Origin of the sequence: Enterococcus sp. DIV1639a, from assembly GCF_050530445.1 — a bacterium.
Classification (GTDB): Bacteria; Bacillota; Bacilli; order Lactobacillales; family Enterococcaceae; genus Enterococcus_B; species Enterococcus_B hirae.
This window is the reverse complement of the sequence record NZ_CP172886.1, coordinates 2,437,501-2,461,207: the sequence shown is the minus strand read 5'-3', so window position 1 is coordinate 2,461,207 and position 23,707 is coordinate 2,437,501. Positions and strand designations below refer to the sequence as shown.

The window sequence follows — 23,707 nt, the reverse complement described above, 5'->3', positions numbered from 1 at the left end:
GAGGTAGTAGTATGTCACAACAGTTTGTGGAAGAAACAGATAGCCTAAACGAATTATCGATGAATATTTTGATCCATGCAGGTAATGCTCGTGAATTACTGGTAAAAGGTCTGAATGCACTGGAGGAAATGGCGTTCGATGAAGCAGAAAAATTGATTCAATCGGCACATAAAGAAGTGGTGATTGCTCACGGCTTGCAAACAGATACGTTACAAATGGAAGCTTCAGGAGAGCAGATCCGCTATTCTACGTTGTTCTGTCATGCGCAAGATACGTTGATGACAGCACAAAGTGAGATATTGATTGGTGAACATATGGTGCGGTTGTTTCGGAACTTTTCAAAAAAATTAACTAAATAGGAGGTATTTCATGTTTAAAGAATACAAAATGCCAAAAGATTTTCTTTGGGGAGGGGCGATTGCTGCCAACCAAGCAGAAGGGGCGTATCAAGTTGATGGTAAGGGCACCAGCCTCGCTGATTTACATGTTTTCCATGCGGATAAAACAAATGCAGAAATTGCGGAAGAGCAACATAAAGGAATGTCTTTGGCTCAGTTGAAGGCGAATATGACAGATGAACAAGGCTATTATCCTAAACGCCATGGGATCGATTTTTATCATACCTATCCTGAAGATTTAGCGCTATTAGCAGAGATGGGCTTTAAAACATTTCGGACGTCGATTGATTGGTCGAGGATTTTTCCTACGGGCGATGAAACGGAACCGAATGAAGCGGGTTTGGCTTATTATGATGCATTGATTGATAAAATCCATGAGTTAGGGATGGAGCCGATTATTACGATGCTTCATTATGAAACACCAGTAGACATTACTTTAAACTACGGTGGTTGGCATAATCGGAAAGTGATCGATCTATTTGTAAAATATGGAAAAACAATTTTAGATCGTTACAAAGATAAAGTGAAGTACTGGATCGTCATCAATCAGATCAACTTGATCCAATTTGAACCATTCAATTCAACTGCTATACCTTATGATACGGTGGATCATTACGAAGAAGCTAGTTATCAAGCGATCCATAATCAGTTCGTTGCCAGTGCTAAAATCTATGAATATGGGAAAAAGCTCAACCCTGAAATGCAAATCGGAACGATGGTTGCAGATTGCACTGCCTATCCATTTTCTTGCGATCCAGATGATATCATTTTGGCTTTACGTCGTAATCGGATGGAGTATTTCTATACAGATGTGCAATTTCGAGGGGAATATCCTCAGTATGCGTTGAATTATTTTGCTGAAAATAATATCCATCTCGAGATCACTGAAGAAGACAAAGCCATTTTACAAGCGAATACGATGGATTATCTGGCTATTTCTTATTATTATTCGCAAATGGTCGACTCCAAGAAAAACAATTTGAACCCTGCATCGGTGACACCTAACCCGAACTTGAAAGCTAATCCATGGGGGTGGGCAGTGGATCCTAAAGGGTTGTATCATACACTTTCGCAATATTGGGATCGTTATGGTAAAGCGATTATTATTGCAGAAAATGGCTTTGGAATGTATGACCAGTTGGAAAACGGCAAGATTCATGATGATTATCGGATCGATTATCTGGCTAGTCACATTGAAGAAATGAAACGTGCGATGTATGATGGAGTCAATGTGATTGCTTATTGTGCATGGGGACCGATTGACATTATCAGCTGTTCATCTGCTCAAATGGAAAAACGTTATGGATTTATCTATGTGGATCTGGATAATGAAGGAAAAGGTAGTGGTGATCGAATTAAAAAAGATAGTTTTTACTGGTACAAAAATGTGATTGAATCGAATGGAGAAAATTTGTAAAGTCGCCAGTTTAAAGAATAGGTGTGATGCGAGACATGGATCTTCGTATCCACCTTTTTTTGAGATAGTGTGGCAAATCAATGGATAGCAACACATGTGTGGGGGAGATAGAACGTGGCAACGAAAAGGCAAAGAGAGATTATCGCATATCTTGCAAAACGACAGCAGCATTGGGTCACTGCGACGGAACTAGCAACATTTTGTAACTGTACGACTCGAACCATTCGTAATCAAATCACCAAGATCAATGAGACAGAGCAACAAATTATTTCTAGTAATCAAGGGTATCGGATCAAACAACCTACCCAGGGTAAGCAAGTGATCCAAACAACGAATGACCGGCAATCACAGTTGTTTTTGACGTTGTTAAAAAGCAATCATGGCATTGATCTCTATGATCTGGCAGACACGATGTTTCTCTCTGAGTCAACGTTAAAAAATGACATCCAGCTTTTACGTAACGAGATTCAAAATAAACAATTGAAATTAACGATCAAAGCCAATCAAATTTATTTAGAAGGATCAGAAAGTGATAAAAGGCGTTACATGATTTCATTACTGTATGAGGAAGGCGATTACCAGGAAAAACTAAAGTACCATGTCCAAGATATGATTGGTACGCTTTCGCTTATTGATCTAGAGCAAACCATCCATGATGTCTTAGCTTCACACAAAATCAAAATTAATCGCTATTCGATGAACAATATTGTGCTTCATTTTGCGATTAGTATTGAACGGATCCGCCAAGGAAATGATTTGAAAAGTGTGAAGGACTTTCCATTAAGAAATGATGCAACGGAATTTCAATTGTGTGTGGAGATTACTGAACTTCTTTCGAACACTTATCACATTTATTTTTCTGATGCTGAAGTCAAGCAGTTATCCTTACTTTTTATTGGATTACAAAATGAATATCTTACGAATCGCAAAGAGCTATCCTTGTCCAAAATTGTTGAAGCTCGAGTGATCGAAACACTAAATGAAGTTTTAGAGAAAGTCAAAGAAACCTATTTGATTGATTTACAAGATGAAGCTTTTTTCAATAAATTAGCTATCCATCTGCAAAATCTTTATGATCGCTCTCAATATGAACGGTTCACCCGGAATAGCAGCCTTTTAGATATTAAAACAGCCTATCCGTTAACGTATGACATTGCGGTTTACTTGTCGATGTTGGTACAGGAAAAATTAGCGATTTGGTTTAATGAGGATGAGATTTCTTTTATCGCTTTACACATCGGGGCTTACTTAGAAAGCAAAAAAGAAAAAAGACCAAAGTTGCGAGTGCTAGTTGATCACAACAATTACCATGATTTTGAAGAAACAAACGTTCAAAATATTCGTAGTATGCTAGGGGAAGATGTGGAGATCGTGGCGGTTGATCATCATGAGGTAAGCGTACAAGAAAATGACGTGTATGTCTCTTCTGATCGTGACAGAGTGACCGAAATCAATGGCGCAGTATATGTCCATCCTATTTTGACACGTAAAGATTTTGCAAAGATTCAAAAACGGGTGACTGCCAAGCGAAAAAGTAATTGGCGAAAACAGATGTTTCATTTGATTGATCGGTTTATTATTGAAGATCTCTATTTTAATCAATTTGATCCGACCGATCAGACACCTAAAATGATTCGAGAAAAATTGTTTGATCGATTGTTAGTGACAGGGTATGTGGAGGAAGAATTTTTCCAGAGGATGGAAAAACGAGAAGCGATGTCATCGACCAGTTTCCCATCAGGTATCGCAGTACCCCACTCGCTGGAACAACAGGCGAAAAAAAGTGCCCTTTCGATTATGACCTTGCAAGAAACCCTCAAATGGGACGAATATCCTGTTCAAATCGTAGCTTTAGTTGCCATCTCACAAGATGAAGCCAAAGAATTTAATGATTTTTTTGAAATGTTTATCGAAATCGTTTCTGATCCGATCAATGTGCGATTGTTAGCGAGTGCAGAAAATTTTACAGAATTCATCTTAAAAATGAAAATGTTGGTCGAAACGGAAGAATGATCCGTGAATGTTGAGGACGTTGGTTTTATTCTTGCATGAGAGGAACGCTCGCTTTTGTCTTAGGGATCACTGCTAATCGATCATTGCCAAAGTAGCCGAAAGCTTTCTATTGATGTTCGGTTACTTTTTTTTGTGCTTGCAGTGATGGAAGGAAGTAATTTGAAACATCTTTCTGCTAACTTCCAATTGAACGGAGAAGTTTAGGATTGCCCGTTTTTCTCTTAGGCAAGCTGATTTCACGTAAAGTAGTGTAAAAAGAAGGCTAAGCTATAGAATAAAATTGTGTAATAAATCTTAGATAGGTATAATGTAAGGCAAAAGGGAGGAATAAAACATGAAAATTGCAATTGCAGGAGCTGGAGCGATGGGAAGTCGTTTCGGTCTGATGTTACATCAAGGTGGAAACGAAGTACTATTGATCGACGGCTGGGCAGATCATGTCCAACAAATCAAAGAGCATGGGTTAAAAGCAGATTTCAATGGCGAAGAAGTAGTTGAGAAGTTACCAGTCGTTCTTCAATCAGAAGTAGGCGAAGAAGATCAGGTAGATTTGATCATCTTATTTACTAAAGCGATGCAATTAGAAAAAATGCTAACAGATATCCGTCCATTGATCAAAGAAGAAACGGAAGTATTATGCTTATTGAATGGTATCGGACATGAAGATATCATTGAAAAATTTGTTCCAATGGCAAACATTTATATTGGTAACACCATGTGGACGGCGGGCTTAGAAGGACCTGGAAAAGTCAAACTGTTTGGAAGTGGTTCAATTGAGCTGCAAAATCTTGGAGAAGGCAAAGAAGAACAAGCGAAAGCACTAGCTGAAAAATTATCAGAATCAGGCTTACATGCGAAATTCTCTGATAACATCCATTATTCCATTTACCGTAAAGCTTGTGTGAATGGCACGATGAATGGATTATGCACGATTTTGGATGTGAACATGGCAGGGTTAGGTCAAACTTCGACTGCGCATAAGATGGTGGAAACGATTGTTCGTGAATTTGCGGCAGTGGCAGAAGCTGAAAATATCTACTTAGATATCCCAGAAGTGATCGCTCATTGTGAATCTTGTTTCGATCCAGAAACGATCGGATTACATTATCCATCCATGTATCAAGATTTGATCAAGAATCACCGCTTGACGGAAATCGACTACATCAACGGTGCGGTTTCAAGAAAAGGGAAGAAATATGGTATTGCAACACCTTATTGTGACTTCTTAACAGAATTGATCCATGCGAAAGAAGATAGCTTGCAGGTAAAATAAAGGGGGATAATTGATGGAACAGACACAAAGCATGTCACCAAAGATTTTTCTGAACAAAGTACTAGCTGGTACAGCAACGGGGATTATCATCGGATTGATTCCTAACGCAGTATTAGGGGCGATTTTAAGATACTTTAGTGGTTCTTCTTTTGCGATGGCTGTTGCTCAAATGGCGGTCATCTTCCAATTAGCGACACCGTTGATTATCGGTGGATTGATTGCTTTGCAATTTGGTTTTGCACCGATGAAGATGATGGTGGTGGCTGGTGCCGCATTTGTCGGGTCAGGGGTGGTGAAGTTTACTCCTGAGCTTGGTGAAACAGGTGTGTACGTTGGTGCTGGTACAGGCGATATCATCAATACGATGATCACTGCTTCTATCGCAGTTGGGTTGATTTATCTGATTGGTGAACGGTTTGGTTCGGTAGCGATTGTGTTGACTCCGATCGTTGTTGGTGTCGGCGCAGGGGTGATCGGGTTTTATCTCTATCCTTATGTGGCAGATATTACCTCAGCCATCGGAACGGTTATCAATAATTTCACGACACTACAACCTTTACTGATGTCGATCTTGATTGGCTGTTCTTTTGCCTTCTTGATCATTTCACCGATTTCCACCGTAGCAATCGGAGTGGCGATCCAACTAGATGGTGTTTCAGCAGGAGCGGCAGCAATGGGTGTCGCAGCAACGACTTTCGTTTTGATCGTGAACTCGTGGAAAGTCAATAAATCAGGAGTGACGATCGCCATTACGTTAGGAGCGATGAAGATGATGATGCCTAATCTGTTTCGCAGACCGGTTATTCTCGTTCCTTGTCTGATCAGTGCAGTGATTACAGCTATTCCAGTTGCTTTGTTGTCTATTTCAGGAACCCCTGCCTCGGCTGGTTTTGGGATCGTTGGCTTAGTTGGTCCTTTAGCTTCTTTAGATGCAGGTCTAAATCCGGCTCTTGTTGTTTTGAGCTGGTTAGTCGTCCCAGTTGCGGCAGCATTGTTCACTCAGTTTTTATGTGAGAAAGTATTGAAATTATATGATCGAGCAGATGTGTTTGAATTCTTAGGCTAGTGAAACGGCTGATTTTTTGGCTGAGTCTGCTCCTTTGATAGTGAGACAAATCATCTCAATAAAAAAAGCTTGAATTTTTAATTCCTTTTTTCGAAGGAGATTAAAAGTTCAGGCTTTTTTAATATAAAAAACGAAATTTTTTGTGGATATAGATCAGTGTAGGTATTTTTTTGCTTCTTAGTAGCATTATTTAGTAATATTGATAGTATTTATTTTTCATTAAGCGGTATAATGTTTTTGAATATAATGGAGGGGCGTAATATGGAGATAATGCAAGCGGGTATCAGAGTTCCAAAAAACCAATTGGTAGAAAAAGTGAAGGAATTACATTTTTCAGAAAAAATTGTTAAACATTTAAATGGGGCAATAGTGACGAGTGGTACCGTCATGGAAATTATAAATAAAGGAGAATACGTATTAGATATTCCACCGGAAATATTAAAGGGACTAAAAAATGGAACGTATCGTTTTGTCTCTGGGAAAGATGGAGTATATGCACAGATTGCTGATAAAAAAAGTGGCGAATTTGTTAAAAATTTGACATTAAAAAATGGAACAAGCGTTTGTTCAGCTTTGGGTCCTGCAGCAATAGTAGTAGGAGTCATGTTAGAACTTAAAAAAATCGAAGACAAATTAGATGATCTTAATTTGAAAATAGACGAAGTAATCAAAAATTTTGAAAATGATCGTTATGCAGGTGTAGTTTCTGCTAAAGAGAAATATGAACAATCAGTGTTAATAAAAGATCCTCAAATAAAAAAACAGTTATTAGTTAATGTGCTAAATGATATCACTACTGTGAAATATCAATTGTTAAAACAGTTAGAAGGAAAGGTAATCAGTTACCGAAAAAACCGTATGAAATTTGGTGATAAAGAAAAGTCAGCAAATGATATTTTGCAAAATATTTTATTTATAAATGAGAGTTTTAATATCCAAGTAAATTGCCTTTCAGATTTAGATGAATATGTTGCTTTGAACTATAGCTTAAATCTCCATAAAAAAGATTTGGAAAGCATTTTGACTAGAGAAATGGCGTTAAAATTAGATGAGTATTTTCAAAAATCAACCAATCCAATAACAGAAGCAATTGATGATATTCATACGTTGATTCATACTATCTCTGATATGATCGAAGCGGATCCTGAGTATATTTTAAGTGGATATGTAACGGACTAATGGGGGGAAAGCAATGTATAAATGTACAAATTGTGGACGAGAAATATCTGAACCTAAAAAACTATGTGCATATTGTAAAAAAGAAAAAAATAGGATAACGAACGTGAGTAAACGAGCGTTAAAAAAGACAGTAGAATTTACGAATGAAAAGACAGAAGTAATCGGCAACAAGTTCTCTTCTTTGAAAATAAAACAATTGAAGTCATCAATAAAAATAAATACAAGCATGAAAGAAACAGGTACTAAAGTCAAAACAGAGGTCACGGATACACTAGCCAAAGTTACTGAACAACTAGTAAAAAAAGGAAATAGTCAAAAGAAAAAAAATAAAAAATAATCTTATCGAAAAATTCATTCTAAATCTATCAAAACACCTTCTTTGAGACTAAGAAATTCAAAGAAGGTGTTTTGTCTTATAGAACAACCAAATAAGTCAGCTTGTTTATTTGGTCAAAGAAAAAGGGAAGTCTTCAGCGTCGTGTTTTGTAGGATTAGGAACAATCCCCAACTGATAAGCAATCGTGCCACCAGTCAGCAAGTCTTCATGTGTAAAGAAGAGTTTGCGATAGCTAGTTTCATTTCTTGTGATCTCATGGATGAATTGTTGTTGTGGGTGATTAGGGCTTGTTTCGATTGTTAAATGTTCACCATTAGACAACGTAAGCACAGCTTTGTCGATTAAAGGCATCCCGATGACATATTCACCAGTTCCTGGCGTGACAGGATAAAAGCCTAAACTATTAAAGATATACCAACCTGCCATGCTCCCATTGTCTTCATCTCCTGGATAACCAGTCGGGGTATCATCGAATGTTTGTGTCAGCAATTGTTTGATCAATGGTTGTGCCATTTCGGGTTTACCAATATAACTGAATAAATAAGGATAGTGGAAGCTTGGTTGATTGGAGATGGCAACTTGTCCAAACTCGATCGCTGCCATTTCACTCATTTCATGGATCTCAAAACCATAACCGCCAACTTCAAAAGTCGGTGCTTGGTTACATAATTCAATCAGTTTTTCTTCAAATTGATCTGGTCCACCGTGAGCATTGATCAAACCAGCAAAATCATGGTAAACAGCAAAACTACTTTGCCAAGCGCTACCTTCTGCATAATCCTGACCCCAACGTGTGGAAGAAAACGGAGTACGGAATCTTCCTTCGGGATCTTTGGAACGCATGAAGCCGGTTTCCGGATCAAAGACATTTTGATAATTGAAAGATTGCTTTTGATAGTGTTGTGCGGTTGCTGCTTCATTCAAACCGGTGGCTACTTGGCTGATACAAAAGTCACTATAAGCGTAATCAAGGGTGTGGTTGATTGATTCGTGGTAAGTATTTGGTACATAACCATATTTTAGATAATCAGTCGTTCCTTGACGTCCGTAATTTTGTTTCTCACTTTGGATCGTAGCACCTTTTTTCATTGCTTCGAGAAATTCAGCCATTAAATCTTTACGGATTCCCTTAACCGAGGCATCAGCGATCACTGCATCAATCAATGTTCCTGGCATGAGTCCACGCTCATCTGGCGAAAGCCATTTTGGTAAAAAGCCAGTTTCACGATAGCTGTTCAAAAAGCCTTCAAGCATCTCTTCATATTTTTCGACAGCAATCAAAGAGTAAAGTGGATACACTGTTTTATAAGTATCCCAAAAACCATTATTGGTATAAAGTACACCTGGTTTTACACTTCGACTAGTGGTATCATAATGGATTTTTTGTCCGGTCGAGTCGATTTCATAGAACGTTTGTGGGAATAAAAATACACGGTAGAGATTGTGGTAAAACGTCCGTAACTGTTGCGGATCATGATGCTCGACTTTGATTCGGTCAAAATAGTTTTGCCATTGTTGTGAACTATTCAGCAAATAGTCATCAGGCGTTTGATGTAACTCTTGTTCTAGATTAAATGAAGCTTGTTCAGAACTGATGAAGGAAGTACCGAAACGAATGACTTGTTTTTTTACGTCGCCAAAATAAATCGGAACCGACCCAGCGTCATCGGCTGTTAACTGTGACAATTCCTTTGATTGGATTGGCTGTTCAAAATGTAAGACAAAATAGAAGGTAAAATCAGGATCTTCGGCGCCTGCGAAATGAGTGACTTGTCCTTCAATCGTATAGGGATCTTTTAGAACTAATTGATGTTTACCAGGAAACGACAAAAGTAAACCGCTCTCATTTTTGTGGTAATCAATGGTTAGGACACCACCGTACATGCTAGGGATCAACGTGGAGCGAATACTATCACGTAATTGGTTGATCGTTAAATGAGTCGGACAGAATGTGCTTTCTTCTGGACGATACGAACTTTGTGCATGGAACAGGGTATTCTCAGGTAATAACCCATTGATCGGAGTGAAGACAAAATAGCTGAAGTCACCCATCCATGGACTTGGCTGATGAGTCAAACGGTAGCCTTGGAAGGTGTGATCATCAGGATGGAACCACCAGCTACCTTTTTGATCAGTTGTCTGTGGGGCAAAGTAATTCATCCCAAAAGGAACACCAGTATAAGGCTGGCAGTTCCCATTTGAGAAGTTCGCTTGATTGGCTGTACCGTGACGAGTATCAATATGTTGAATGTTCATGTTAAATCTCCTTTGTTGAATGTCGTTTAATAAATGAGACTGGTTGGCTCGTATCTTCGGGAATGTTATTTGTTTTGAGCCAAGTGATCAAAGCATTTCCTGCAAGTTCTCCTAGTTGGTGGAAATCTTGAGCAATCGTTGTTAATGGTGGATCAACTAAAGCGGCTGCTTGGATATCATCGAATCCAACGATCGAAAAATCATCTGGGATACGATAGCCTTGTTGTTTTAAATGATTCATCGTTTGAATAGCTACCAGATCGTTTTCGCAGACAAACGCAGTGACCTGATGTTCATTGATGTAGGTCAGTAACGTTTCAATCGTAGTGCCTTTTGCATCTAAAGTTGTATGAAACGGCAAATTGGCTTTGTCCAAAGCTTCCAGGTAACCCAAGTATCGTTGTCGGACAGATTGTGGATGCGCCTGTTCACCAAAAAGATAGGCAATCTTTTTATGCCCTTTTGAAATCAAATGAGCCGTAGCCAAAGAACCACCTTGGAAATTATCTGAAAGGACAGTTGGAAAAGGAAGTTCATAGATTTTTTTATCTAAAACAACAACTGGGAATTGTTTCAATGATAATTCAAAGAGCAGATCCAGATGTTGATCGGTCGCAAACGCATAATAAATCATTCCGTCAAATTCTTGCATGATTTCCTTCGCCGTTTTGTTTGCCAGAAAATCAACAGTCGTCATCATGACCTCTAACTGATTTTCTTGCATCACTGGATTTAGTCCTTTTGTAAAATCTCCGACAGAAAGGTCAGATAAAAAGGGAAGTAGGAACAGGATGCGACTATTTTTAATCACATCGTTTCTATTAAGATCACTAGTCGTTGCTTTGACAAAACTGCCTTTTCCTCTGACACGATAAATCAGACCTAATTGTTCTAATTCAGTTAATGCACGTTTAGAAGTGATTCGACTCACTTGATACTTGGTGGACAATTCCTTTTCGGTAGGTACCTGGCTGTCAACAGGTAACGATCCATCAGCAATTGCTTGTTGTAAGTCATGAAAGATTTGTTGGTATAGTGGTTGATTCATAAAAGCACCTTCTTATAAGATATATCATATAAAGATCATAGCATAAAACCACTAAAAGTAAATAAGAAAAATCTCATTTTGAAAGCGTAGACAATTGTAAAACGACGAGGTATAATCCTCTTATGATATATCAATAAAGAAAAGAGGAAAATAAATGGCATATAAAGATATACCAAAGTCAGTTCAACAGTTTATGGATGAAATTACTGCAAAATGTGGGGAAGAGCATGCAGATTGGGCTACGAATTTCTCTGCTGCCTTTGCTAATACATTGTTAACGACAGTCAAAAGACATGAAGACGGGACGACTTTCTTATTAACTGGTGATATTCCAGCGATGTGGTTGCGTGACTCCACCGCTCAAGTCCGTCCATATTTAGTCATTGCAAAAGAAGATGAAGACTTAGCTTCGATGATTAGTGGGCTTGTCAAAAAACAATTTGAATATATCAACATCGATCCATACGCAAACGCATTCAATGAAGAAGCAAATGGAGCGGGGCATCAAAGTGACCATACTGAAATGAATGATTGGATCTGGGAGCGTAAATATGAAATCGATTCCTTATGTTATCCTATCCAATTAGCTTACTTATTATATAAGAACACTGGTCGAACGGACCAATTGAATGATTCGTTTGTTGAAGGAATCAAAAAAGCCTTACATGTCTTCAAAACCGAACAAGATCACAATCAATCTCCTTATACTTTCGAAAGAGATACGACGAGGAAAGAAGATACCTTAGTCAACGACGGGCGTGGAAGTACAGTTGCACCAACTGGAATGACTTGGTCTGGTTTTCGTCCAAGCGATGATGCGTGTCAATATGGCTACCTCGTTCCTTCAAATATGTTTGCTGTAGTAGTGCTGGGTTATATTGAAGAAATCTTTACGAACATTCTCACGGAAGAAACAAGTAGTAAAGCAATCCTTGAAGAAGCCAAACGTTTAAAAGAAGATATCCAAAAAGGAATCGAAGACTATGCGTTGACTAAAAACCAACAAGGAGAAACCATCTATGCTTATGAAGTTGATGGATTAGGAAACGCTTCTATTATGGATGACAGTAATGTACCTAATTTGATTGCTGCTCCGTATTTAGGTTACTGTTCTACCACAGATGAACAATATTTAGCAACGAGAAAAACGTTACTAAGTAAAGAGAACCCTTACTTCTATGAAGGGAAATATGCAAAAGGGATCGGATCATCTCACACTCCAGAAAATTACATCTGGCCGATTGCATTAGCGATGGAAGGGATGACCACTGAAGATAAAGAAGAGAAAAAGCGGATTTTAGACTTATTAGTTGCGACAGATGCTGGTACACATTTGATGCACGAGGGGTTTGATGTCGATGATCCAAACAACTACACCAGAGAATGGTTCTCTTGGGCGAACATGATGTTTTGTGAATTAGTGATGGATTACTTTGATATTCGAGTAGCGAAATAGGAGGAATAAAATGAAAAAGAAAGTATATATCATTTCACACAGTCATTGGGATCGTGAATGGTACATGGCTTATGAACAGCATCATATGCGTTTAGTCGAATTGATGGATGATCTTTTGGAATTATTTGAAACCGATCCAGATTTCAATAGTTTCCATTTAGATGGACAAACGATTATTTTAGATGATTATTTACAAGTACGTCCAGAAAAGAAAGAAGCGGTGCAACGAGCAATTGATGCGGGGAAATTAAGGATCGGTCCTTTTTATATTTTACAAGATGATTTCTTGATCAGTTCAGAAGCGAATGTCCGTAATATGTTGATTGGAATGGAAGAAAGTAAGAAGTGGGGAACGCCTGTGATGCTCGGTTATTTCCCGGATACTTTTGGAAATATGGGGCAAACACCACAAATGATGAAACAAGCAGGACTTTCAGCTGCTGCTTTTGGACGAGGCGTAAAACCAATTGGCTTTGATAATCAAGTCTTGGAAGCAGAAAATTATTCTTCTCAATATTCTGAAATGTGGTGGAAAGGACCAGATAGCACAGAAATCTTTGGGTTACTGTTTGCCAATTGGTACAGTAATGGAAATGAAATCCCGACTGAAAAAGAGAAAGCAAGAGCCTTTTGGGACCAAAAGCTGGCAGATGCAGAGCAATACGCATCAACCGATCATCTGTTGATGATGAATGGAGTGGATCATCAACCGGTTCAAAAGGATGTAACAGCAGCAATCAAATTAGCGAATGAATTATATCCTGAGTATGAATTTATCCATTCCAATTTTGTCGATTATCTTGCAGCGGTGCAAAAGGACTTGCCAGAAGAACTTGGTTCCGTTGAGGGAGAGTTGACCAGTCAGGAAACAGATGGCTGGTATACGTTAGCGAATACTGCTTCAGCACGTGTCTATTTAAAACAATGGAATACTAAAGTTCAAAGACAAATTGAAAATATTGCTGAGCCATTAGCAACGATGGCTTATGAAGTTACTGGTAAATATCCCCATGATCAATTAGATTATGCGTGGAAAACGTTGATGCAAAATCATCCACATGACAGTATTTGCGGGTGTTCGGTTGATTCTGTCCATCGAGAAATGATGACACGGTTTGAAAAAGCAGATGAAGTAGGGAAGTATTTAGCAGAAGAAGCGATCAAACAACTTGCCCAAGCGATCGACACTAGCAGCTTACCAGCAAAAAGCTATCCTTTCTTAGTTATGAACACGGCTGGATCAGCAAAGACTGGTGAAGCAGAAATAACGATTGAGTTAGAAAGAAAATGTTTTGCAGAAGGAATACCTGAGAAATTATATGAAGAATTAGAAAAGCAACCACCAAAAAGCTATCATGTAGAAACATCCAATGGTGAAGAAGTCCCTGCATCACTATCAGAAACATTTGTGACGTTTGATTATGATCTGCCAAAAGATCGGTTTAGGATTCCTTACATGGCGAGAAAAATCACGGTCACTTTACCAGTGAGCGAAATGCCAGCTTTTTCTTGGAACACGTATGTATTAATAGAAGGAAAAGCTAAAGAAGAAAAAGAGACGATGATCCAAAAAGATGGACGAGTATTAGAAAATCAACAAGTTCGGCTAGAGATCCAACCGAATGGCACCTTGACGTTGAAAGACAAAACAACGGGCAAACAACTAGATGAATTATTGACATTCGAAGATGTTGGGGATATTGGAAATGAATATATCTTCAAACAGCCTGAAAATGACCAACCTATTTTATCAAAGGAAAATGATCAAAGTACCGTAGAAGTCGTAACTGATACGAGTGAATTAGCACAAGTAAAAGTTACCCAGGAATTATTGATCCCAGTAGCTGCTGATGAACGTTTAGCAAAAGAACAACAGATGGTCATTGAGTTTCGTCACCGTAAAGCAGGTCGTTCAAAAGAAAAGCGTGTGTTAGAAGTAACAACTATTATCACTTTAAGAAAAGACAGCAAAAAAATCGACTTTGAAACAAAAGTGAATAATCAAATGGATGATCATCGCTTACGTGTGTTGTTCCCAACAAAGTTACATGTGAAACAACATCAAGCTGATAGTATTTTTGAAGTGGTTACCCGTCCCAATGATGTATCAAGTAGTTGGGAAAATCCAACAAATCCACAGCATCAACAAGCGTTCGTTCATTTAGAAGGAAACGATTATGGAGTAACAGTTGGCAATTATGGATTAAATGAATATGAAGTAATTGATGACAGTGTGATTGCGGTGACTTTACTACGTTGTGTAGGGGAATTAGGCGATTGGGGATATTTTCCAACACCAGAAGCCCAATGTCATGGGGTACATTGCTTTAACTACAGTATCGAAGTGCATCAGCCAGAAGAAAAATTTGCTAGTTACCATCATGCTTATAGCGCACAGATTCCTTTTTCTACCACGCAAATGGCGATTCAAACAGGAACCTTGCCAGCTGAAAACAGCTATTTAACTTGCGAAGGGGAAACGTTTGCAATTACTGCTTTGAAACGAAGTAAATTTAGTGATAAAGTAGTGGTGCGTGGGTTTAATCTGTCCGGTCTTGATTCACCATTACAAATCACTAAAAATGGGAAACAAGGGGAATTATTGAATCTGCTAGAAGAAACAGTTGAGCAAACGATTGCTCCGACCGTTAGACCTTATGAAATTCGGACAATCGGATTCGAGGAGGAATAAGCAATGTATGGTGGAATAGAAGCAGGGGGAACAAAATTCATCTGTGCCGTTTCAAATGAAGGCGTTATCGTAGAAAGAGTAAGTATTCCTACAACTACACCTGAAGAAACACTAAAGCAAGTATTTGATTTTTTTGATCAATATGAACTAGAGGCGTTAGGGATCGGTTCGTTTGGTCCGATCGGTATTGATAAAAATGCCGATAATTATGGGTATGTTTTGGCAACACCTAAACCTGGATGGGGAAACTACAATTTTTTAGGCAGCATCCAAGAACGTTACGGGATTCCGATGGCTTGGACGACAGATGTGAATGCAGCAGCTTACGGCGAATTGCTAAAAGGAGCCGCACAAGGGAAAAAGAGTTGTATTTATTTGACTGTCGGTACAGGGATCGGTGCCGGTGTGGTCCTTGAAGGAGATATTTTTTCTGGACTTGCCCACCCAGAAATGGGGCATATATGGGTAAAACGTCATCCAGAGGATACCTATGAAGGAACATGTCCTTACCACAAAGATTGTTTGGAGGGGTTAGCGGCTGGACCTTCAATTGAGGCACGAACTGGAATCAAAGGCCAAGAACTTCCTCAAGATCATCCAATATGGGACATCCAAGCCTATTATATTGCTCAAGCATTGATCAATTATACGTTGACGTTAGCTCCTGAAAAAATCATTTTAGGTGGCGGAGTGATGAATCAAGACCACTTGTTGCATAAAATTCGACAACAATTCGTTGAGTTAATGGGTGGGTACATGGAAACGCCACAAGTAGATGAGTACATTGTACGCTGGGGGCTGCCGAATGAGAGTGGAATTATTGGCAGTTTGCTTTTAGCAGAAAAAGAACATGGTAAACAATAAGGTGTATATATTCTATATATAGTAATAAAAAACGGCTAGAGGTGTATCCCTAGCCGTTTTTTGATTGTGATCAGTAGTGGATCGCTCCTTACAATAGTGTCTTTACCATAAACCAGGGAGGGCTTTTGCGACAATGGTTTCTTGCGTGAAAGGATGAGACATGTGTAATTCTAACGCATGGAGCATGAGACGGTTCGCAGGCCGTGTTTGGTAAAGTGGATCACCGACAATGGGATGACCAATGTGAGAGAGATGGACCCTGATTTGATGAGTACGTCCGGTTTCCAAGACACAGTAAACCTGAGTCTGACCATTTACTACTTGATCAACGGAAACATGTGTGAGAGCCGTTTGACCTTTATGAGGATCTACCACCCGTTTTCTGCGATCGTGCCGATCACGACCGATTTTATCTTTTAAAATCAAATCCTCTTTGATTGTTCCCCAGACAAGTGCTTGGTATCGTCGATAAATCTTCTTTTGTTCCAACATTCTGCCTAGGATAGGTAAAACAAAGGGATTTTTAGCAAATAAAATTGCACCACTTGTTTCTTTGTCCAATCGATGCACGACATAAGGGCGTTGCTCTTTTTTCTTTAAATACGCAGCTAAATGATTCAATAAAGTATCATTTTCGGTTGGTTCATTCGGATGAGTTTTCATGCCGGCGGGTTTATTGACAATGAGTAAATGATCGTCTTCATATAATGGTTGGACGAAGGAAGCTTTACCCAATTGGACTTCTTGGTATTGATAATCAGTTTCTTCAAAACGTAACGTAATATGGTCACCAGCGTGGACTTCAAAATGAAATAAGGCAGGTTCTTGATTGATCCACACATTTTTTCTTATACGTAAAAAGTGGCGGACTTTTCTTGGAACGAGCCATTCTTGTTCTAATAATTCTCGAATGGTGGTTGTTGGCTGGGTGTCAGGTAACGTAATCGTGATTTCCATAAAAATACTCCTTTTAGCAAAAATGCAGCTCTATTGTACCATTTTTAAAACTTATTTAAGAAAAAAGTGACTAATTTCTGATACTTCTTATGCTAAACTATCGTCAAAACTTAAAAAAACAGTTTGCCTACATCTCAAGCAGGAAGAATGAAGAACGTACCTGTGGTAGAATAAGGCGATTCAATCAAATAGACAGGAGAAGAATAAATGGATTTTCAAAGCATTTTAAGTAAAATAAAAGCTGCTTTGATCAGTTTTTGGCATTGGATTAAACCTTATTTAGGGCGATTCCATCGATGGCGAAAACGTATATGGAAAAAGTATCATATCAATAAACTGATCCTATTGATTGGCTTGATCTGTGTATTGATCGTCAGTATCTATCTTTTTATTTTAGCAAAACAGGCAAATGTCTCCACATTAAAATCGGGGCTAAGTCAGTCTACCGTTATCTATGATAAAAAGAATGAAGAAGCAGGCACCCTGTATGCTCAAAAAGGGACTTATGTGGAATTGAATGCAATCTCTCCAGATATCCAAAATGCGGTTATCTCAACCGAAGATCGTAATTTTTATCAGCATCATGGATTTGATATCAAAGGGATCGCTCGGGCAGCAGTTCGGATGGTCCTTTCAGGTGGCACTTCTGGTGGAGGTGGGAGTACAATTACCCAACAATTAGCTAAAAATGCTTATTTGACACTTGATCAAACTTTTGACCGTAAAGCAAAAGAATTATTTTTAGCCATTGAAATTGAAAAGAAATACAGCAAAGAAGAGATTTTGACCATGTATCTCAACAATGCTTATTTTGGAAATGGGGTATGGGGCGTACAAGATGCTTCAAGGAAATACTTTGGGGTAGATGCTAATCAGGTTAATTTAGCAGAAGCGGCAACGTTAGCTGGGATGCTTAAAGGTCCGGGTATCTATAATCCGATCGATCACCCAGAAAATGCAAACAATCGAAAAAACACCGTATTGAGTGTCATGGAAGAAAACGGCAAGATCACGAAACAACAATACCAAACGGAAAGCAAAGTGGATATCAAACAATACGTGAAAGATACGTATGATAATTCGGAATCAGGCTATCGCTATCCTTATTACTTTGATGCCGTGATTGATGAAGCAGTCAATGATTATGGTTTAGATGAAGAAGATGTGATGAACAAAGGATACAAAATCTATACATCACTTGATCAAAATTATCAAAAACAATTAGAAACAACGTATCAAAACAATGCACTGTTTCCGGCAAATGCTGCGGATGGGGCAATGGTTCAATCCGCATCAGTCGCATTAGATCCTAAAACTGGTGGAGTTGAGGCGCTGGTAGGGCGACGTGGCGAACATGTTTTCCGAGGATTCAGTTTTGCAACACAAATGAAACGTTCTCCTGGCTCAACGATCAAACCATTGAGTGTGTATGCACCAGCGTTAGAAGCGGGATACACCCCAGCAAGTATTTTGAAAGATGAACCATTATCTTATTATAAAGCTCATAATTACGACGGGACGTACCGTGGTGAAGTACCGATGTATCAGGCGGTTGCTGAAAGTTTGAATCTTCCTGCTGTATGGTTGCTTCATGAAATCGGTCTTCAAAAAGGTTATGATAAAGCAGAAGAATTTGGATTGCCTCTATCGAAATCAGATAAGTATTATGGTTTAGCATTAGGTGGTTTAGCTAAGGGAGTTTCGCCGTTAACGATGGCTGGAGCTTACAGTGCATTTGCTAACGCTGGTAAAATGTACAAACCACATCTGATTACTAAAATCGTGGATTCAACGGGTGCAGTAATTGTTGATAAGACCAATGAAAAACCTAAACAAGTCATTTCAGAAGAAACGGCTAATCAAATGACTTCAATGCTGCTTGGGACTTTTTCTAATGGGACAGCCGTTGCAGCTAAACCGGCTGGTTACACAGTCGCAGGGAAAACAGGAACGACTGAAACCAATTTTGATCCTACCAAAGCTAACGACCAATGGATTGTTGGCTATACGCCTAATGTCGTGATTTCAACTTGGATGGGATATGAAGAATCTAGTGAATTGCATTATTTAGCAGGAACAAGTGGGAATGTGGTTGGTAAAGTCTTCAAATCGGCCGCAGAAGGCATTCTTCCTTATACCGAGCAAGAGCCTTTCCCTGTAGCAGATGCATATGCGACTGGCGGAAAAGTAGTCCCTGCTGATCAAGTCAATAATAATACGCAAACCAATGAGAACTCAGAACAATGGAAAGAAAATCTGAATAAATACGGGGAACAAGCTAAAGATGGGCTGAAAAATATCGGTGATATGGTAAAAGAAGGCGTAAGAGGTTTAGGTGAAGCTGCGAAAGATCTCTGGCGGAAATATCAAGGACAGTAATCCTATGAAAAACGATAAACAAATGGTACAATAAAACTAAACGATCTATAGAAAAGAGGCTAACTATGTCAAATATTTATGATAGCGCAAATCAAATCGAACGCGAGATTCGCGAATTGCAAGAATTCAAAGCTTTAGAAGAAGCCTATGCAAAAGTTAAAGCAAATGAAGAAGCACATCGTCTATTCAAAGATTTCCAAGCGATGCAAATCGAATTGCAGGAAAAACAAATGAGCGGGCAAGAATTTAGCGATGAAGATGCAATGAAAGCGCAAGAAATGGCAATGAAAATTCAATCAGAAGAAGTGATCAATGATTTGATGCAAAAAGAACAACAATTCAGCACGATCATCAATGACTTGAATCGCATCATCATGACACCAGTTAGAGATTTATACAGCGAATAATTAACGTTGTAGAAAATAATTTAGCCAGAACAAGCAAAAGCAACGTAAAACAAAATTGTTTTGCGTTGCTTTTTTAGTGTGAAGAAATCAGACGGGGATAACTCATAGAAAATTAGCTTATTTTTCATTGTTTAATAAATAATTATTGTTAACCTAGCTATAATAGCTGATTTTGTCTATTATAGAAGCGTAGAAATGTCTATTCAAGTAGTGAATTTCTCTCATATAAAGCAAGGAGGTGGAGCGATGAAACACAAAAAATTTTCTTGGAAAGATTTTTGGGAAATCAGTGGCTCGTATCTTTTCACGATTATTTTGCTACCCGCATTTTATTCTTTAACTACAAATCAGCCATTAACAAATGTTTTTAGCGACCAATATCTGATCGATATTCTTCTCTTGTTTCTTTTTGTGATCTTGCCATTAGCTATTTATAAAGGTGTGCGGTATCGAAAGTAAGATATGAGAGATATTTGATGATTGAGCATGAAAATAGCTAGCCATTGCAGTAATCGTCTGAAGTACCGATGAGTCTAAATAAGAAGATAGGCAACTAAAGTAGGTTAGACCAATAGAGAGAAATAAAGTAAGGTGCTGCTAAAATTAATTTTTAGCTTGACCATTCTTTTTTTTAATGGTAAAGTAATTGACGTTGCTGAAAAAGAGAAAAAGATCGTGAAATTTATTTAGAAAAATTCATTGACATTTACTTTTTAAGGTGATAAGATAACTAAGTCGTAAAAAATCAATAGCTTACGAAGCTTGATTCTATCGAAAAAAACTTCAAAAAAGTTGTTGACAAATAACAAACGACGAGTTATGATAAATGAGTTGCTGAAACACTTCTGAAAAATGAAGTTAAAAAAACTTTTAAAAAAGAGTTGACAAACAAACGTCACTCTGATATGATATAAAAGTTGCTACGGCAATCTCAACTGATTAGCATTTAATCAAGTAGACCTTTGAAAACTGAACAAAGCAAAGACAAACCAAATGTGTAGGGCGTCTTGATTGATTCAAGACAACAAACATTTTTAACAAGCAAGCAATATGCTAGCAAACAATTGAGCTTAACAATCGCAAGATTGTTCGAACTTTTTATGAGAGTTTGATCCTGGCTCAGGACGAACGCTGGCGGCGTGCCTAATACATGCAAGTCGAACGCTTCTTTTTCCACCGGAGCTTGCTCCACCGGAAAAAGAGGAGTGGCGAACGGGTGAGTAACACGTGGGTAACCTGCCCATCAGAAGGGGATAACACTTGGAAACAGGTGCTAATACCGTATAACAATCGAAACCGCATGGTTTTGATTTGAAAGGCGCTTTCGGGTGTCGCTGATGGATGGACCCGCGGTGCATTAGCTAGTTGGTGAGGTAACGGCTCACCAAGGCGACGATGCATAGCCGACCTGAGAGGGTGATCGGCCACATTGGGACTGAGACACGGCCCAAACTCCTACGGGAGGCAGCAGTAGGGAATCTTCGGCAATGGACGAAAGTCTGACCGAGCAACGCCGCGTGAGTGAAGAAGGTTTTCGGATCGTAAAACTCTGTTGTTAGAGAAGAACAAGGATGAGAGTAACTGTTCATCCCTTGACGGTATCTAACCAGAAAGCCACGGCTAACTACGTGCCAGCAGCCGCGGTAATACGTAGGTGGCAAGCGTTGTCCGGATTTATTGGGCGTAAAGCGAGCGCAGGCGGTTTCTTAAGTCTGATGTGAAAGCCCCCGGCTCAACCGGGGAGGGTCATTGGAAACTGGGAGACTTGAGTGCAGAAGAGGAGAGTGGAATTCCATGTGTAGCGGTGAAATGCGTAGATATATGGAGGAACACCAGTGGCGAAGGCGGCTCTCTGGTCTGTAACTGACGCTGAGGCTCGAAAGCGTGGGGAGCAAACAGGATTAGATACCCTGGTAGTCCACGCCGTAAACGATGAGTGCTAAGTGTTGGAGGGTTTCCGCCCTTCAGTGCTGCAGCTAACGCATTAAGCACTCCGCCTGGGGAGTACGACCGCAAGGTTGAAACTCAAAGGAATTGACGGGGGCCCGCACAAGCGGTGGAGCATGTGGTTTAATTCGAAGCAACGCGAAGAACCTTACCAGGTCTTGACATCCTTTGACCACTCTAGAGATAGAGCTTCCCCTTCGGGGGCAAAGTGACAGGTGGTGCATGGTTGTCGTCAGCTCGTGTCGTGAGATGTTGGGTTAAGTCCCGCAACGAGCGCAACCCTTATTGTTAGTTGCCATCATTTAGTTGGGCACTCTAGCAAGACTGCCGGTGACAAACCGGAGGAAGGTGGGGATGACGTCAAATCATCATGCCCCTTATGACCTGGGCTACACACGTGCTACAATGGGAAGTACAACGAGTCGCAAAGTCGCGAGGCTAAGCTAATCTCTTAAAGCTTCTCTCAGTTCGGATTGTAGGCTGCAACTCGCCTACATGAAGCCGGAATCGCTAGTAATCGCGGATCAGCACGCCGCGGTGAATACGTTCCCGGGCCTTGTACACACCGCCCGTCACACCACGAGAGTTTGTAACACCCGAAGTCGGTGAGGTAACCTTTTGGAGCCAGCCGCCTAAGGTGGGATAGATGATTGGGGTGAAGTCGTAACAAGGTAGCCGTATCGGAAGGTGCGGCTGGATCACCTCCTTTCTAAGGAATATTACGGAGACTACACTGTTTGTTTTTCACTTTGTTCAGTTTTGAGAGGTTTACTCTCAAAGATATATTTTTGTTCATTGAAAACTGGATATTTGAAGTAAATTAGTAATACAAACCGAGAACACCGCGTTGAATTTGAAAGCTAAACAAATCGTTTAGCCTCAAGCAAAATAGGCGGACGGCAATGAAATCTTGATTTCATTAGACGGTCGATCTTTTTGCCGAAGAGGCTGATTTGTGAGCTGGATAGAGTTTTTTAATAAGTTCAATTGCTTATTTTCTTGATTGGACTTCTATCGCTAGAAGAAAGATCAAAACCCAACCGCAAGGTTGATAAGGTTAAGTGAATAAGGGCGCACGGTGGATGCCTTGGCACTAGGAGCCGATGAAGGACGGGACTAACACCGATATGCTTTGGGGAGCTGTACGTAAGCTATGATCCAGAGATTTCCGAATGGGGGAACCCAGCATCTTTTATAGGATGTTACGTTTGCGTGAATACATAGCGCATTCGAGGTAGACGCAGAGAACTGAAACATCTAAGTACCTGCAGGAAGAGAAAGAAAATTCGATTCCCTGAGTAGCGGCGAGCGAAACGGGAAAAGCCCAAACCAATGAGCTTGCTCATTGGGGTTGTAGGACTCCAATATGGTAGTTCTTTCAGATAGTCGAATGACTTGGAAAAGTCAGTCAAAGAGGGTAAAAACCCCGTAGATGAAATTTGGAAGGCACCTAGGAGGATCCTGAGTACGGCGGAACACGAGGAATTCCGTCGGAATCCGGGAGGACCATCTCCCAAGGCTAAATACTCCCTAGTGACCGATAGTGAACCAGTACCGTGAGGGAAAGGTGAAAAGCACCCCGGAAGGGGAGTGAAATAGAACCTGAAACCGTGTACCTACAACAAGTCAAAGCCCGTTAATGGGTGATGGCGTGCCTTTTGTAGAATGAACCGGCGAGTTACGATTGCATGCGAGGTTAAGTTGAAGAGACGGAGCCGCAGCGAAAGCGAGTCTGAATAGGGCGTTTGAGTATGTAGTCGTAGACCCGAAACCATGTGATCTACCCATGTCCAGGTTGAAGGTGCGGTAAAACGCACTGGAGGACCGAACCCACGTACGTTGAAAAGTGCGGGGATGAGGTGTGGGTAGCGGAGAAATTCCAAACGAACTTGGAGATAGCTGGTTCTCTCCGAAATAGCTTTAGGGCTAGCCTCGGAATTGAGAATGATGGAGGTAGAGCACTGTTTGGACTAGGGGCCCATCTCGGGTTACCGAATTCAGATAAACTCCGAATGCCA

General features: G+C 39.8%; 16 protein-coding genes and 2 rRNA genes (1 of these 18 cut by a window edge). 15 read left to right on the top strand and 3 right to left on the bottom strand.

Going from position 1 to position 23,707, the window contains the following annotated elements; translation table 11 throughout:
• Positions 1-11 precede the first annotated feature (11 nt).
• The 7 genes from IGJ32_RS11245 (at position 12) to IGJ32_RS11215 (ending at position 7,683) form a co-directional block, all read left to right on the top strand.
• Positions 12-359, top strand: a complete 348-nt coding sequence (locus IGJ32_RS11245; RefSeq protein WP_063627568.1) for a PTS lactose/cellobiose transporter subunit IIA — start codon at positions 12-14, stop codon at positions 357-359.
• Between the two features lie 10 nt (positions 360-369).
• A complete protein-coding gene (locus tag IGJ32_RS11240) occupies positions 370-1,815 on the top strand; it encodes a glycoside hydrolase family 1 protein (RefSeq protein WP_342082168.1) in 1,446 nt (481 codons plus the stop codon).
• A gap of 114 nt (positions 1,816-1,929) precedes the next feature.
• A complete protein-coding gene (locus IGJ32_RS11235) occupies positions 1,930-3,828 on the top strand; it encodes a PRD domain-containing protein (RefSeq protein WP_207414476.1) in 1,899 nt (632 codons plus the stop codon).
• 334 nt (positions 3,829-4,162) lie between these two features.
• Positions 4,163-5,101 (top strand): 2-dehydropantoate 2-reductase, encoded by a 939-nt coding sequence (locus tag IGJ32_RS11230; RefSeq protein ID WP_161652328.1) that lies wholly within the window; start codon positions 4,163-4,165, stop codon positions 5,099-5,101.
• Positions 5,102-5,114: 13 nt separating this feature from the next.
• Positions 5,115-6,167 carry a PTS sugar transporter subunit IIC gene (locus IGJ32_RS11225; protein WP_010720927.1) on the top strand — a complete coding sequence of 351 codons (1,053 nt, stop codon included), beginning with the start codon at positions 5,115-5,117 and terminating at the stop codon, positions 6,165-6,167.
• A gap of 261 nt (positions 6,168-6,428) precedes the next feature.
• Complete coding sequence (locus tag IGJ32_RS11220) at positions 6,429-7,346, top strand: hypothetical protein (RefSeq protein WP_010737054.1); 918 nt, start codon at positions 6,429-6,431, stop codon at positions 7,344-7,346.
• Between the two features lie 13 nt (positions 7,347-7,359).
• Positions 7,360-7,683 (top strand): hypothetical protein, encoded by a 324-nt coding sequence (locus IGJ32_RS11215; protein WP_010737055.1) that lies wholly within the window; start codon positions 7,360-7,362, stop codon positions 7,681-7,683.
• A 105-nt stretch (positions 7,684-7,788) separates the two neighbouring features.
• On the opposite strand, the gene IGJ32_RS11210 is transcribed toward IGJ32_RS11215, so the two are convergent.
• Both IGJ32_RS11210 and IGJ32_RS11205 read right to left on the bottom strand, forming a co-directional pair.
• Positions 7,789-9,939: a GH92 family glycosyl hydrolase gene (locus IGJ32_RS11210; RefSeq protein ID WP_342082169.1), complete on the bottom strand. Its 2,151-nt coding sequence runs from the start codon at positions 9,937-9,939 to the stop codon at positions 7,789-7,791.
• Between the two features lies 1 nt (position 9,940).
• The gene (locus IGJ32_RS11205; RefSeq protein WP_010720919.1) at positions 9,941-10,987 is read right to left on the bottom strand and encodes a GntR family transcriptional regulator; all 1,047 of its coding nucleotides are present in this window, start codon (positions 10,985-10,987) and stop codon (positions 9,941-9,943) included.
• Between the two features lie 154 nt (positions 10,988-11,141).
• Here IGJ32_RS11205 and IGJ32_RS11200 point away from each other — a divergent pair, with 154 nt between their 5' ends.
• The 3 genes from IGJ32_RS11200 to IGJ32_RS11190 are packed head-to-tail and all read left to right on the top strand — an operon-like array spanning position 11,142 to position 15,999.
• Entirely contained in the window at positions 11,142-12,443 is a 1,302-nt protein-coding gene (locus IGJ32_RS11200; protein ID WP_081128774.1) for a glycoside hydrolase family 125 protein, read from the top strand.
• 10 nt (positions 12,444-12,453) lie between these two features.
• Positions 12,454-15,135: an alpha-mannosidase gene (locus IGJ32_RS11195; protein ID WP_081128772.1), complete on the top strand. Its 2,682-nt coding sequence runs from the start codon at positions 12,454-12,456 to the stop codon at positions 15,133-15,135.
• A gap of 3 nt (positions 15,136-15,138) precedes the next feature.
• Positions 15,139-15,999, top strand: a complete 861-nt coding sequence (locus IGJ32_RS11190) for an ROK family protein (protein ID WP_034700407.1) — start codon at positions 15,139-15,141, stop codon at positions 15,997-15,999.
• 102 nt (positions 16,000-16,101) lie between these two features.
• Here IGJ32_RS11190 and IGJ32_RS11185 read toward each other — a convergent pair whose 3' ends face one another.
• Positions 16,102-16,956 carry an RluA family pseudouridine synthase gene (locus IGJ32_RS11185; RefSeq protein WP_053766248.1) on the bottom strand — a complete coding sequence of 285 codons (855 nt, stop codon included), beginning with the start codon at positions 16,954-16,956 and terminating at the stop codon, positions 16,102-16,104.
• A gap of 207 nt (positions 16,957-17,163) precedes the next feature.
• Between IGJ32_RS11185 and IGJ32_RS11180 the strand changes: the two genes are divergently transcribed.
• The 5 genes from IGJ32_RS11180 to IGJ32_RS11160 all read left to right on the top strand — a co-directional run.
• Positions 17,164-19,335 (top strand): PBP1A family penicillin-binding protein, encoded by a 2,172-nt coding sequence (locus tag IGJ32_RS11180; protein WP_034867921.1) that lies wholly within the window; start codon positions 17,164-17,166, stop codon positions 19,333-19,335.
• Between the two features lie 65 nt (positions 19,336-19,400).
• On the top strand, positions 19,401-19,742 hold the full coding sequence (locus IGJ32_RS11175; RefSeq protein ID WP_010720913.1) for a YlbF family regulator: 342 nt from the start codon (positions 19,401-19,403) through the stop codon (positions 19,740-19,742).
• Positions 19,743-19,988: 246 nt separating this feature from the next.
• Complete coding sequence (locus IGJ32_RS11170; protein ID WP_010720912.1) at positions 19,989-20,201, top strand: hypothetical protein; 213 nt, start codon at positions 19,989-19,991, stop codon at positions 20,199-20,201.
• A gap of 637 nt (positions 20,202-20,838) precedes the next feature.
• Positions 20,839-22,398 (top strand): 16S ribosomal RNA (locus IGJ32_RS11165).
• Between the two features lie 346 nt (positions 22,399-22,744).
• Positions 22,745-23,707, top strand: a 23S ribosomal RNA gene (locus IGJ32_RS11160) (it continues 1,951 nt past the right edge of the window).
• The 16S and 23S rRNA genes sit together here, the layout of an rRNA operon.